This window comes from Lentilactobacillus sp. TOM.63, from assembly GCF_030361045.1.
In the GTDB taxonomy this organism is placed as follows: Bacteria; Bacillota; Bacilli; order Lactobacillales; family Lactobacillaceae; genus Lentilactobacillus; species Lentilactobacillus dabitei.
Genome location: NZ_JAUCAP010000068.1, coordinates 1 through 13,666, shown reverse-complemented (window position 1 = coordinate 13,666; position 13,666 = coordinate 1). Strand labels below are relative to the sequence as shown.

Sequence of the window (13,666 nt, the reverse complement as noted above, 5' to 3'; positions counted from 1 at the left end):
AAATGCAAAATACCCATCAAACGCGTGAAACATGTGTTTGATGGGTATTTTGTGTATTTTTATGAATAAATCAGGAATGAGTATAATCTTTAATTCTAGTGTACAAAGATTGGCGGCCGTTTGATAGACAAAAGACCTAACTGAAATAATTCTCTTCCAGTTAAGCCCTTTAATCAACTCTTATTGATAAACATTATAAAGCTTCTCGAAATTAACCGTTCCCAAGCCAGTTGCTTGATTGTATACCTTGCCAGGTTGGCCAACGTAATACAAATTGGAATTATGACTATCACTATCCAACACGGTGAATGGCGTCTTGTCTTTATCTTGCGCCAACTTATAAATTTGCGGATTCCAAAAGCCCATTCGGGTCCCTTTGCCACTATTGATAACGGCCGTTGCACCGTTAAATTGCGGGGCAACCGCACTCGTACCGCCCATTACTTGCCATTTGCCCGCTGAGTAAATCTGGTAGCCGGTCATTGGATCTGCGTCAGCTGAAACGTCAGGGAAGTTACGGCCATAGTCGGTTCCACTAATTAAAACGGGATTCATTCGCGGCTGCAACAGATTCGACAAATACTGCCGAGCGTTAAAGGTGTTAACCCCAGGAACGTCCTGCTGATATTCTGGAGTGTCATACAGATGGCTGATACCACCACCGCCGCCAGCAAGCATTGCTTGATAGGCTGTTGGATTAGTTAAGAATAACTGCCGATTTTGTGCGTAAGCTTTGAATAAATAGTCGCCACCCCAAGCACGCTCTTTATCAACTGAAATATCGATCCCCTTACCTAACTTCTTGCTGAACGGTAAGGTGGTCCCACCGGTTGCGGTGACCCAAGGATTATCAGCTGGGAATGTGCCATAAGTACTGTAGTTTGGCAACGAAATTGGCCCGATTTTTCCGCCAATGCCGCGATTGTACGCACCAGTGTCTCCTGAGGAAACAAAGGTCGAGACGCCTTGAAGTGCCCCTTGAGCCATCACGGTATTTAACACTTGCCCATAAACCGGTGTCAACAAGCGTTGTACCTTGAGATAGTGAGTAAGATATTCACTCAATCCCCAACTCATCGATAATGAACTTGCCCGATTCTCTTCAAACACCGTCGAATAGGCATTCACCAGTCCCACGTCACTGAAATTAGCTTGGTACACCCGAATGTTGGCCTGTGGAGCAATCGCACCAGACTGTTCAATGTCCAAATCTGTTTCGGTTTGACCCAGTGCATCATTGGTCGTCAATGATGTCGGACTGTTAATCTTTTTGACGCTGATTCGGTTTGGTTTAGTCGCAATCTTTTCAGCGTTCCAGAAATGCTGGGCATCACTTTTTCTGACATTGGCGAATGTGATGATCCCAAGCGTTTGTCCCTGTCCTTGATAGCCTTTATCATACAACGGCTGGAGTTGATATTGTTTTGCGAACTTACTTGGCGCATATTCGGACTTCACTTTTGAGGCATCACTCTGCTTTTTAGCAAGTGACCCTAAGCCCTGCTTAACCGTTGTGATCCCCAAAACGGTCAGCACATTGTCAGCTAGTTTGGCAGGCATCACCGGCTGCTTCTTCGAAAATTGAACCGGATTTGAATGATACTTGGCAGTTTGGATATCAGTTGAAAAAGCCTTGTTGACATTCTTTACTTTACCGGAAACTTTGATAATGAGTCCATTACTGAAAGACTCGGACTTCAAATGATACTTATTAAAGAATGGTTTGTATTGACCAACAACGGAAGCCGGTTGGCCAAATTCTGCCCGAAACTTATCCGGGGTATAAAATTGCTTAAATTCAGAATTACCTGGCGTATTCACGGCATAAATCTGATCACTAAGTTGGCTTTCATTTCTCGGCTTAAGAACAACATCTAGATAAACGTACTTGTTCGGTGATACTTTTTTCTTCTGGGTTAACTGTTTCAAAATCTTGTTAATCCCATATGGATCACTGCCGGCTGCCTTCTTCTTACGAGCGGCTTGAGCGTTCGGCGTTAACGCAAGAATCATTGTAAAGCTTGCGACACCTACTAACCATTTCTTCACGTTTCTCAAAATTAACAACTTCTTCCCTTAATTTGAATTAACCCCGATAGTGATTCAAATTCCCTCGTCAAAACGTACCTGAGATATGTAACCTCATTATAAATCAATGAACCCAAACTAGTGTGAGGGTACACTTTTTAATGGATTATGTCAATGCCGTTACGGGAATATGACAAATGCAATATTTTGGGGTGGACTACGTGAATTCGGACTGTTTCGCCAAATAATAACCTGCACATAAGCACCCCAACCACAACTCCCAAAATTAATCTACATAGATTAGGACTGCTCCACAAAACAGAAACTTGCACATAAACCCACCCAACCCTCAATCCAAAAACCAGGATTTTGAAAGGTTAATCTACATAGATTAGGATTGCTCCGCCAAGCAATAACCTGCACATAAGCACCCCAACCACAACTCCCAAAATCAGGGAGCTGTGGTTGGGGTGCTTATGTTTCGGTTATTCCCGCTTGGCTCCGCACACTTACTTATTTACCACCGTAAATCTCTCATTCTGATGCTTGGATTCGGCAATCTCATCGATGATTACTTTTGCGACCGTTCCCGTTGTTACTTCCGACTTACCCGCAGCATTTTTCATGAGTTCATTGACACCAATTTCATAATCCTTTTGCGCTCCAGGGACGAAATTTGCACTTGGGGAAATTGCCACCCAGTTGACCTTCTTCGTATTCATGAGAAGTTGATACTCTTTAAATTGTTCTCGGGGGATTGAAATGAACGATTCATTGTTCGGCATCTTTTCAAGTCGATCAATCAAGCGATGACCATCGCCTGTTTCCAAACTGCCCGCACCTAAAATAAAGAACAGTCTTGGCTCAGCTTGACCTTGGACCAATTCAATTAACTTGGCAGCCAGGTCAACGTGTTGATAGGCTTTTCCCATATCCCGAGTAGCGAAAGCATCCACTACGACATCCAAATGCTCAATGTCTTTCTTCTGAATTTCAAAAGCATCCTTTTGAATCGGAGTGACTTTATCTCCAAGCATCTCTTTAGCTTTGTCCGCACTTCTCACAAACGCCGTGACTTGCATCCCTCTGCTAATCGCTTCTTTCGCAATTTCGCTACCAGCCCGGCCAGTTGCACCGATAATTCCAATCGACAATGTCAAAATAATTCCTCCCATCATTAACAGGCCTTCAACTATAGCTATTTAATTACTTTTAGTATCTGATATTTAATAATGATAAGCAATGATTTAGCCCCCTCGGCGACCATAAGTTGTCCAAAAACGGGAGTAAATTTAAATAACCATCAAAAATAATCGGATATTTGAATATTGATCGACACCTATAATCTCAATGGATTGGTTACTTTTTTATCGTTTAATTAGTGGATTAGCAAATCTTCCCACGAAAATTTTCCGAGTAATTCCACGATATTTTTTTGAACACTCTTCGATGGATGTGTTACAGTATATCTGAAATACAAACCGACACTAACTGCCTACCACCGCTAGGGTAAGCAGCTTTTTTATGCTCAAAAAAGGAGCAGCCCCGCTAGAAGCCACTCCTTTAAGATTAACAGAATAACAGCCTGCATTATTTTGCTAGTTCAACATCCTTACCCGCTACGTCAATGGTGATTGGCTGGCCACTTACCAGCTTGAAGTGGGCACCATCTTTATCAACGTCAACCTCAATCAAGCGATCACGGAAGACTTGTCTAAATGAGTAGTGATCCCATTTCTTTGGTAAGAATGGCGCATAGTGCAACTTGCCATCGCGAACGCGCATGCCGGCAAAGCCTTGGACAACGGCAATCCAGCCACCAGTCATAGCTGTAATGTGCAAGCCGTCAACGGTGTCGTTATTGTAATTGTCCAAATCCAACCGAGCAGTCCGTTCATACAATTCAACCGCTTTTTCTTCATATCCAAGATCGGCTGCTAGCACTGAGTAAATTGCTGGTGACAAACTAGATTCGTGCACCGTGAACTTCTCGTAGAAATCAAAGTTGGATTTTTTCTGTTCAGGCGTAAAATCATCGATAAAGTCCCAGATGCCTTGGAGCACATCGCCTTGCTTAATATAAGGCGAGCGCAGAATCTTATCCCAGGACCAATGCTGATTAATCGGTAATTGGTCAGCCAGAATCTCTGAAACTGGTTTAAGGTCTTTATCCAAGAAGCCATCGTGCTGAACAAAAATATTTAAATTCTTATCATATGGCAGGTACATTCTACCAACAATATCCTGCCACTGCTTCTTCTCATCGTCACTTACGTTCAACTTCTTAGCCTGCTCTGGAGAAACCTGCTTGAGAATTGACAATGTATATTTCAACGTCCATTGAGCCAAAATATTTGTGTACCAATTATTATCAACGTTGTTTTCGTATTCATCAGGACCGGTAACCCCGTGGATCACGTATTGTTGCTTGCGTTGGCTAAAGTGAACCCGGTCTGCCCAGAAGCGGGAAATTTCGGTTAAGACTTTTGAGCCTTCGTGCAAGACGTATGAGTTGTCGCCGGTATAGCGAGTGTAATTATAAATAGCAAAGGCAATATCACCATTTCGATGAATCTCCTCAAAGGTGATTTCCCATTCGTTATGACACTCGATCCCATCGAACGTCACCATTGGGAACAGAGCACCCTTTAAGCCCTGTTGTTTGGCGTTATGATAAGCGCCATCCAGTTGCTTGTACCGATACATCAGCAGGTTATGGGTGACTTTCGGATCAGTAATGCCCAAGTATACTGGAACCGCAAATGCTTCGGTATCCCAGTAGGTTGCGCCACCGTATTTCTCGCCAGTAAAGCCTTTAGGGCCGATGTTGAGTCGAGAATCTTCTCCATAGTATGTTGAAAACAACTGGAAGAGGTTAAAGCGAATCCCTTGCTGAGCTTCAGTATCACCATCAATTTGGATATCGGACTTATTCCAGCGGTCTTCCCAGATTTTAGCGTGAGCATCGAATAATTGATCATAGCTTTGAGCAGCGACTTGATCGCTCAATGTATCCATTGCTTTGGTTAATGCCTCATTAGAATCGTAGTCCCGTGAGGTTACCACAATCACCCGCTTCTCAAGTTGAGTCGATTCGTTAGGCCCCAATTCGCCGGCAAACTCGTTTACTACTTCTTTGTCACTTAGTTGATCAACTTTGACGTTTTTTAAATCAGTAACGTGGCGCATCTCCATAGCTGAGGTAAACCGCGGCGTTCCAAACGGATTAGGCGTGGTTTCAGCCACCACACTGCCATGATCCGCTTGCTGATCGGTTGACACAACTTCCCAGAAGCGTTCATCGTAGTTGGCATCCTCATTCTTAACGTCAGCATCAATCGCTGAATCAATGACGATTGCGACCTTACTTGAACCCACGTTTTCCAGTGTCAACCGTTGAACAGACAATTCCTGTTGGGCAACACTGACGAACCGTTCAAAGGTCACGGCAACTTTTGCTTCACCCTTCGTTACAGTAAATGAACGGGTTAATAATGATTTCTTCATATCAAGGTCTAAGTTAAAATCACTGAAAGTATCTTTAGCCAGGTCAATCTTTTCACCGTTAATCTTAACGTTCATTTTAATGAAATTAACCGCGTTGACTACCTTGCCAAAATAGTCTGGGTAACCGTTTTTCCACCAGCCAACCCGAGTCTTGTCCGGATACCATACGCCCCCCAGATAGAGACCGGAAAGACTGTCACCGCTATAATCCTCTTCGAAGAAGCCGCGCAAACCCATATAACCATTTCCAATGCTGGTCATTGACTCCTGCAGGCGTTTATCTTCAGGCTTAAAGTCATGGGTCACGATATTCCAGGGCTGCACGTCAAAAGTTCTTTTCATATTTAGATGTCCTTTCCTATGCTTTGTATGTTTCTTTAATTAATCCAACTGACAAGGCGCCAAGACCCATCACAATTCCTGCAAGCAGGAACATGTTTGGCTGAGCATTGCCTAACATTGGGAACAAGGCAAAGCTGGCAAGAGAAGCCACGATTTGTGGTAAACAAATTGAACCGTTAAACAGGCCAAGATAAGTTCCCATGTGTTCGCCTGACAAAGCGTTGGTGACCATCGTTAATGGGTAGGTATTCATTGAAGCCCAAGCCATCCCAACTAATGTGAATGAAATGATCAGCATGTACTGGGTGTGAACAAAGAATACTGACAGCATCCCGATTGCACCGAGGGCTAAACTCAATGAATAGCCTAACTTGTGATGATTATTAGGTAATTTAGCTAACACGTATGACCACACAACGGCAGAGACTGATTGAACAGCGGCTAGAACCCCGTACCAGTTACCGGCAGCTTGATAGCCCGATGAAGCAGCGTTGGTTGTATTCCAAACGTTGTTGGCAATGGCTCCGGCTGAATAAGTCCAGAGATACTGAAAGGCAACCCAACAGAAGAATTGAACCAAGGTAACTGTCCAAAAGACTTTTGGTGCTTTCTTCAATAAAGTCCACCAGTTACCACCGGTTGAGTTAGCCTCTTCGGTAATGCCATGATACTTGGCGTATGTGGCTGGGTCATATTCATGCACTTTAAAGATGGTGAATAAACTGGTAACCAGTAAAATGATTGCCCCAACATAGAATGAAATGACAACGGATTGCGGAACAACCCCCTTCTTAGCGGTATTGGCAACCCCAAATGCCGTAAATAAGAATGGGAAGATGGCTGCGATCACCGCACCACCATTTGATAAGAAGCTTTGAATGCCATAGGCGTAACTCTTCTGATCATCATTCACCATGTCCCCGACCATCATCTTAAATGGCTGCATGGCGATATTTGATGAAACATCCAATAAGGCAACGGTCACAGCGCCAAACAACAGCGCTGTAATTGAGGCATATCCGAAGCCAAAACTACCAGAGTTCGGCAATAAACACATCACAATAATTGCAATTAACGTTCCCAGAGCAAGGTATGGCAATCGCCGGCCACCCAATCGTGGCGCCCAGGTTCGATCTGAATAATAACCAATGATTGGTTGGACAATCAATCCGGCCAATGGTGGCAAAATGAAAAACCACCCTAATTTGTTTGGATCGGCCCCAATCGTTTGAAAAATTCGACTCATCTGTGAGCTTTGCAAGGTAAAGGCCATTTGAACCCCCAAGAAGCCAAAATTAATCATCCAAATTGTGCTGACAGGCAACTTTGGTAACCCCGACTTCTTCGTTGCGGCAGCACTGCTTTTCTCATCCATATTTCGATCCTCCAATTTAAAATAATAACGTTTACATTTTGTATTATGACATCAATTTCAAAATAATGCAACCGGTTGCACAACCTTCCTAAAATTCAAATTTCAAGTTAGCCATGGCTATAATCAGGATTGCATTAAATCATCAACCAATGTGTCATACATGATTCTCCTAAATAATACCCCATCGAAAAAATAATTAAAAAAATTTTGACTGCTTATTTTCATCTTGAACTCTTTTTGCGGTCTAGACATCTTTTGCTTTTGAAAAGATGTCATACGTTTGACACAAGTTTTTACAGTGCATTATTTTTTAGATGTGGTATATTGCACAGGAATTCACAACTTGTTGTTGCGGAACAAATCTTAAGGTGGTGACATTTAAATGTTGTTAGGTAGCGTAGAAGCGGGCGGAACAAAATTTGTTTGTGCAGTGGGGAACGAAGATTATCGAATTTTGGATATCACGAATTTCCCCACGACCACACCAGAGGAAACGCTCAAAAAGACGGTCGATTACTTTAAACAATTTAAAGATCTCCAAGCAATCTCAGTTTCATCGTTCGGGCCAATTGAGCTCAGACAGAACTCACCGAAATTTGGTTATATCACCAACACACCAAAGGTTGGCTGGGCGAATACCGATTTTGTCGGCCGGCTCAAACAAGACTTCGATTTGCCCATTCATTGGACAACCGATGTTAACGGATCTGCGTATGGCGAATATATCATGGCAACCCTATTTAATGAAAAGATTAACTCCCTGGTCTATTACACAATTGGCACTGGCGTGGGTGCTGGGGCGATTGTGAACGGTGACTTTATCGGGGATATTGGTCATCCAGAAATGGGGCATGTGCGGTTGAAGCGCCATCCGGATGATCTTGACTTCAAGGGAATCTGCCCATATCACGGCGATTGTTTGGAAGGATTGGTCTCAGGACCGACATTCCAGGCTCGGCTAGGTAAAAGTGGTAAAGATGTTCCTTTGACCGATCACGTCTGGGACATCATGGCCTACTATGTCGCGCAGGCAGCCATTCAAGTCACGTTGATGTTGCGACCGGCTAAGATCGTCTTCGGTGGCGGAGTCGTCAGCGAAACCTTCTTGAAAAAGGTGCGCGCACAATTCGACGACTTGATGAATCACTACGTTGACGTGGGTGACTTGGACAAATACATCGTCATGCCACTGGTCAAGAACAATGGTTCAGCAACCGTCGGCAACTTTGCACTCGCATTAAAGGAATATAACAAATAAGTTAGCAATTTTAGGAAATCCACACCTTTTGTGGAACTATTCAGAGGAGAATAAATAAAAAATGAAAGCACTTGTATTAACAGCAACTAAGAAAATGGAAATTCAAAACATCGACAAGCCAAAGGTTCAACCAAACGAAGTATTAGTTGAAACCAAGTACGCTGGCGTTTGCGGGACTGACCACGCCCTCTACAACGGCCTACCAGGATCTGCCGACGCTGTTCCACCTATCGTCTTGGGCCACGAAAACTCAGGTGTGGTTGCTGAAATTGGTTCAGAAGTTACGAACCTTAAAGTCGGCGACCGCGTAACGGTTGACCCTAACATCTACTGTGGCCAATGCTTCTATTGCCATACTGACCGTCCAGAACTCTGTGAAAACTTGTCAGCCGTTGGGGTTACCAGAAACGGTGGCTTGGAACAATACTTTACTGCCCCAGCGTCCGTTGTTTACCCAATTCCTGATGACATTTCATTCAAGGCAGCCGCAACTATCGAACCAATTTCATGTGCCGTTCATGGGGTTCAATTATTAAACGTGACTCCTTATCAACGGGCCTTGGTTATCGGTGACGGCTTCGAAGGTCAATTATTCGCTCAAATCTTACAAGCTTATGGGATTCACCAAGTTGATTTGACTGGCCATTCAGACAAGAAGTTGGATCTTAACCGTGAAAAATTAGGCGTTACCAACACTTACAACACCAACAACGTTGATATGCCAACTGATTACTACGATATCGTGATCGAGGCCGTTGGTTCACCAAAGACTCAGGAACAAGCAATTGAAGCAACTCGCAAGGGCGGCCAAGTTTTGATGTTCGGTGTTGGCGCTCCTGACGCTCATTTCTCAATGAACACTTACGAAGTTTACCAAAAACAATTAACCATCCAAGGTTCATTCATCAACCCCAACGCCTTTGAAGATTCAATTGCATTGCTTCAAAGCGGCAAGCTGGACGTTGAAGCCATCATCAGTCACGAATTACCTTTGGAACAAGTTGAATCATTCTTGCAAGGAAACATCAAGGGAGTTTCAAAGGCCGTCGTTAAAGTAGGTGAATAATTTTGACAAATTCAGATCAATCAAGTAGTCAGGTATCAACTGGCCGAACCATTTCAATGACAACTTCGATTTCTTTCTTTGTGATTTCGCTGATCATTAACTCAGCCGGTAACGTTTTGACGCTGGTTACCAGTGCCAAGATTCATCCCTCATTCTTGGGATCCGCTTACTGGACGGCTGCAGAAGCCAACTTAAGTGTCGCCTTTGGCTGGAACCTGTTTTGGACTTTCTTAATCCTCGGAATTTTGACCACCGTCCTAAACGCGATCTTAGTTGGTCACTGGGAGTGGGGCCGCGCATTGGGCAACTTAATCTTCATGGTACCCTTCTCCGCGTTGATTCAAATTTTTGAAGATTTCTTCCTTGGCAAGTATCCCATTTTTGCTGGGCTACCAGATGCCACGACGCCGTTAATGGTTGGATTCTATATCCTATTAAACTTCGTCGGCGTCGCGATGATTGCCACCGCCATTTCAATCTATCAGCGGGTTAACTTAGTGTTACACCCTGCCGATGACTTGATGCAGATCTTGCGTTTCAAGTACTTCAAAGGAAACGCCAACCTGGCGATGTGGGCATCTTATATTCCGCCAACATTGATGGCTATCTTGGCATTAGTGATCACCCATCAATTTACCAACTTCGGGATTGGCACGATCTTCGCGTTCTTATTCCAAGGTGGGATCACAGGAATTGCAGACAAAGCAGTCTTCCCTCACCTGAAGCATCAGGCTTTGGATGTCGGTAAATAAGTGAGTAAAACAGAGCGCTTATCCACGGATAAAATAATTAAAAAAGAGGCAATTAAACGATGGCAATGAAAGATGATTTTACCGGACTCCAACACGTTGGGATCCCTTCAGTTGATTTAGACAAGACAATTGAATTCTACAAATCACTTGGCTTTGAACAAGCAGGCTTATTCCATAACGGCGAGAACCGTTGTGCATTCATGCGATTTGGCAACTTGACGATCGAAACCTGGGAAGGCGACCCAACCGCAAGAAAAGCGGGCGCAATCAACCATATCTCAATGAACACCCCAGACGTGGAAAAGTCATTCGCCGACGCCAAGGCTCAGGGCTTACGACTAGTAAACGACGAAATCCAATCAATCCCATCATTCTGGGACAACGGGATTAAGTTCTTTAATATCCTTGGACCGAATGAAGAGACGATCGAGTTCTGTGAAATTCTGTAGAGCGCGAAAAGCAACGATTTGACGCGTTCATATAAGTAGCCCCCTCTAAAATTCAATTTTGGATTTTAGAGGGGGCCTACTTATATGTTGAGCGCATTTCCACTATGTTCGGAGCATAAGCTATAAAGACCAATGATGAACGTTTTTTGTTCATTGTTGGTCTTTTTGTCTTATGTAGTAGGATTCAGGACTGTCGACGTGCATTTCTGCTATGTAATAGAGTACCGGTTTGACTCCGGAGAATATAGTTCACGCCTCCACCTCACTAGTTAATTTTGCTATGAGATCAATTATCCGGATGATTTATATTTACATAAATTTACCCCTAACAAATAAGATATATGTGATATGCTATTAATAGGGTCAACTGATTGCTTTCATTTGTAGTTCTTCGACAATAGGCTGATCGTTTTTATTACTGATTATCTTAATTGATACATGTACGGAGGCAATTTATTTGAAAAAACATCTGATTCTATTCGCCGGTTTAATTGTCAGTTTTGCCGGCCTTGCTCTGATGAGCATTCCACAAATTGTAAAAGCAGCTGGAGTTTATCACACCGTCAAATCTAAGACTGCTAACAATACTACTTTTCACTGGAATGGCAGTACGAAAGCTTACCTCTGGAATGATAATCTCACCCAAAAGAAACATCATTTAACCAATTACCCCAAAACGACCTGGTACGCCGCCAAAGTTTTAAAAATGACTAATGGCACCAAGACCGGAACCTTTTACTATGTCACCAGCCAATCTGGAAAAACGACGGGCTACGTTTGGAAAGGGTATTTGACCGCGGGAGCTTATGCCAGCAAGAAAGCCGTTGGTAGCGACTCAAACTGGATAACCAAGGGCAACCCTGGTGGGGTCCCCCATCCAACCAGTGCTGAGCTTAATGATCTACAGGGAGCTGATCCGGACCAATACGATTCAACGGTTACGTATTATCAAGACTTACCAGTCATTAAATCTTTTACTGGCACGACCTATAACTATAAGTTGGATGAAGCCGCTGCGGGCTATTTGGGAAACGACTATGACTCGGTTACCAGACACGATTGGGGCGACAAATTAAATGATATGAAGTTCATCAAAATATCGACCCAACTAACCGATCAGCAAATTCAAAAGTTGGCTGATGGCTCTCCAACCTTTAAAAGATTTGTCCTGAATGACTTAGCAAAACAACACATCAACCTGTCAGCCTATAAGGGATGGCAAATTGGCATGTTCAGTCTGCCAATTTATCAAACTGAATTAAAATCAGCTGGTAGTAATTCCCACATCGGCGAGTATGCAATTGCTTTATATAAGCCTTAGTAAGGGCTTAGCGTCTGCCCCAAAATTCCAATTCGTCAATCTTTACACCCCATCCAAAATATTATATGCTTTTGGTATTACCAAAACGACAGATTAATTATTGCAAATCCACACTATATCGACGGGGGAAAGTAACTTGTTATATTTATCAGTTTTCTTATGTGTTGTCGGCGCGATTATGATTCTACTTGGATTCTTCTCACTTAGAACCGCAATGTACAAAAATCAAACTCGCGGCCTGATTGTCTTTCTCATTGCCATCGCGGTTGTCATGATTGCTATCGGGGGCTATTTAATGCCAGGGGCTATTCGCAGCCAAAATGAAACAAAGGAAACCCCGCCGACTGAAAACAGCAACAAATGTCATCAATGGCCAGCCATAACAAAAACATGGTCTTCGATGCCGGCGAAAAGAAGCAGGCGGCCGCCCGTCGTCAATTAAACGAAGCCAATGTTTTGAAGACACTTAAGGGAAGTTACCGTAAACTCGGCAAGGTTGATTTTAACGAAAAGACCAAGGTCTACACCCTCACCATCACCAATAAAGACTTCAACAAGGCAATGACCTACCTCAAGAAAAATCCGGACCAATCTAAAACAGTCCAGTGGCCATCCAGCGTGAAGGGCTTTACCAAAACCAGCTTGGTTATCAAAAAAGGGGCTGGGGCTGGCTATCAATTTAGAATTGTCGCCCCAATTCCATCGAAGCAGACCCTGTTAACAGTGGCCGATGGTAAGGTGTTGGAGAACTTTATCAAAGAATAAGTGAGCGCAGCAAAGCGGTTAATAACCGAAACATAAGTCTCCACAAGCGGAAATCCTGGTTCTGGATTTTTGTTTGTGGTGCTTATGTGCAGGTTATTGCTTTGAGAAGCTGTCCTAGAATAAGTGAGCGGAGCAAAGCGGTTAAAAGTCGGAGCATAAGTCTCCGCCAACAGGAATCCCGGTTTTGGGGATTTTTGTTGGTGGTGCTTATGTGCAGACTTTTGCTTTGCGCAGCTGTCCTAAAATCAGTGAGCGGATCCAAGCGATTAGAGATCGGAGTGTAAGTCGCCTCGAACGGAAATTCTGGTTTTGGGAATTTTTGTTCGAGGTGCTTACATGCAGATCTCTGCTTGGAGGAGCTGTCCTAAAATAAAGTGAGCGGATCCAGGCGGTTAGCAACCGGAGCGTAAGTCTCCTTTGGCAGGAATCCCTGATTCTGGGATTTTTGCCAAAGGTGCTTTCGTGCAGGTTGCTGCCTGGAACAGCTGTCCTAAAAATAAGTGAGCGCACCAAAGCGGTTAATAACCGGAACATAAGTCTCCACAAGCGGAAATCCTGGTTCTGGATTTTTGTTGGTGGTGCTTATGTGCAGGCTATTGCTTTGAGAAGCTGTCCTAAATCAGTGAGCGCACCAAAGCGGAATTCATATAAGCCTTCCAATCCGAAAATCAAAGGCTCCTCAACAACCGTCCCATTCTGGGAAATGATTGCTGAGGAGCCTTTTGATCGGCTCTTCGTCAACTGTTGTTGGTGAAACTAAATTCGAGTTCTAATCACTTTGTGATTAGGGCTCTTTTTGTTTT

General features: G+C 43.6%; 10 protein-coding genes. 6 read left to right on the top strand and 4 right to left on the bottom strand.

What is annotated here, in order from left to right:
• Nucleotides 1-180 precede the first annotated feature (180 nt).
• The 4 genes from QUF07_RS11150 to QUF07_RS11135 form a co-directional block, all read right to left on the bottom strand.
• A complete protein-coding gene (locus tag QUF07_RS11150) occupies nucleotides 181-2,013 on the bottom strand; it encodes a S53 family peptidase (protein WP_502879018.1) in 1,833 nt (610 codons plus the stop codon).
• 524 nt (nucleotides 2,014-2,537) lie between these two features.
• Nucleotides 2,538-3,206 (bottom strand): NAD(P)-dependent oxidoreductase, encoded by a 669-nt coding sequence (locus QUF07_RS11145; protein ID WP_502879017.1) that lies wholly within the window; start codon nucleotides 3,204-3,206, stop codon nucleotides 2,538-2,540.
• A gap of 412 nt (nucleotides 3,207-3,618) precedes the next feature.
• A complete protein-coding gene (locus QUF07_RS11140; protein WP_289427455.1) occupies nucleotides 3,619-5,877 on the bottom strand; it encodes a glycoside hydrolase family 65 protein in 2,259 nt (752 codons plus the stop codon).
• A gap of 16 nt (nucleotides 5,878-5,893) precedes the next feature.
• Nucleotides 5,894-7,252: an SLC45 family MFS transporter gene (locus tag QUF07_RS11135; RefSeq protein ID WP_289427453.1), complete on the bottom strand. Its 1,359-nt coding sequence runs from the start codon at nucleotides 7,250-7,252 to the stop codon at nucleotides 5,894-5,896.
• Between the two features lie 382 nt (nucleotides 7,253-7,634).
• Between QUF07_RS11135 and scrK the strand changes: the two genes are divergently transcribed.
• The 6 genes from scrK (at nucleotide 7,635) to QUF07_RS11105 (ending at nucleotide 12,863) form a co-directional block, all read left to right on the top strand.
• Complete coding sequence (gene scrK / locus QUF07_RS11130; protein WP_217164642.1) at nucleotides 7,635-8,510, top strand: fructokinase ScrK; 876 nt, start codon at nucleotides 7,635-7,637, stop codon at nucleotides 8,508-8,510.
• Between the two features lie 61 nt (nucleotides 8,511-8,571).
• Nucleotides 8,572-9,576 carry a zinc-dependent alcohol dehydrogenase family protein gene (locus QUF07_RS11125; protein ID WP_217164640.1) on the top strand — a complete coding sequence of 335 codons (1,005 nt, stop codon included), beginning with the start codon at nucleotides 8,572-8,574 and terminating at the stop codon, nucleotides 9,574-9,576.
• A 56-nt stretch (nucleotides 9,577-9,632) separates the two neighbouring features.
• Nucleotides 9,633-10,328 carry a DUF6198 family protein gene (locus QUF07_RS11120; protein ID WP_371862794.1) on the top strand — a complete coding sequence of 232 codons (696 nt, stop codon included), beginning with the start codon at nucleotides 9,633-9,635 and terminating at the stop codon, nucleotides 10,326-10,328.
• Between the two features lie 59 nt (nucleotides 10,329-10,387).
• A complete protein-coding gene (locus QUF07_RS11115) occupies nucleotides 10,388-10,777 on the top strand; it encodes a VOC family protein (protein ID WP_289427452.1) in 390 nt (129 codons plus the stop codon).
• Nucleotides 10,778-11,234: 457 nt separating this feature from the next.
• Nucleotides 11,235-12,098, top strand: coding sequence for a hypothetical protein (locus QUF07_RS11110; protein ID WP_217164636.1), 864 nt, complete (start codon nucleotides 11,235-11,237; stop codon nucleotides 12,096-12,098).
• A gap of 360 nt (nucleotides 12,099-12,458) precedes the next feature.
• The gene (locus QUF07_RS11105) at nucleotides 12,459-12,863 is read left to right on the top strand and encodes a hypothetical protein (protein ID WP_289427451.1); all 405 of its coding nucleotides are present in this window, start codon (nucleotides 12,459-12,461) and stop codon (nucleotides 12,861-12,863) included.
• Nucleotides 12,864-13,666: the final 803 nt, after the last annotated feature.

Coding starts and splice junctions, on each gene's coding strand:
- QUF07_RS11120 (WP_371862794.1), top strand. CDS start 9,633: ATGACAACTTCGATTTCTTTCTTTGTGATTTCGCTGATCATTAACTCA.
- scrK (WP_217164642.1), top strand. CDS start 7,635: ATGTTGTTAGGTAGCGTAGAAGCGGGCGGAACAAAATTTGTTTGTGCA.
- QUF07_RS11115 (WP_289427452.1), top strand. CDS start 10,388: ATGGCAATGAAAGATGATTTTACCGGACTCCAACACGTTGGGATCCCT.
- QUF07_RS11145 (WP_502879017.1), bottom strand. CDS start 3,206: ATGATGGGAGGAATTATTTTGACATTGTCGATTGGAATTATCGGTGCA.
- QUF07_RS11125 (WP_217164640.1), top strand. CDS start 8,572: ATGAAAGCACTTGTATTAACAGCAACTAAGAAAATGGAAATTCAAAAC.
- QUF07_RS11150 (WP_502879018.1), bottom strand. CDS start 2,013: ATGATTCTTGCGTTAACGCCGAACGCTCAAGCCGCTCGTAAGAAGAAG.
- QUF07_RS11105 (WP_289427451.1), top strand. CDS start 12,459: ATGTCATCAATGGCCAGCCATAACAAAAACATGGTCTTCGATGCCGGC.
- QUF07_RS11135 (WP_289427453.1), bottom strand. CDS start 7,252: ATGGATGAGAAAAGCAGTGCTGCCGCAACGAAGAAGTCGGGGTTACCA.
- QUF07_RS11140 (WP_289427455.1), bottom strand. CDS start 5,877: ATGAAAAGAACTTTTGACGTGCAGCCCTGGAATATCGTGACCCATGAC.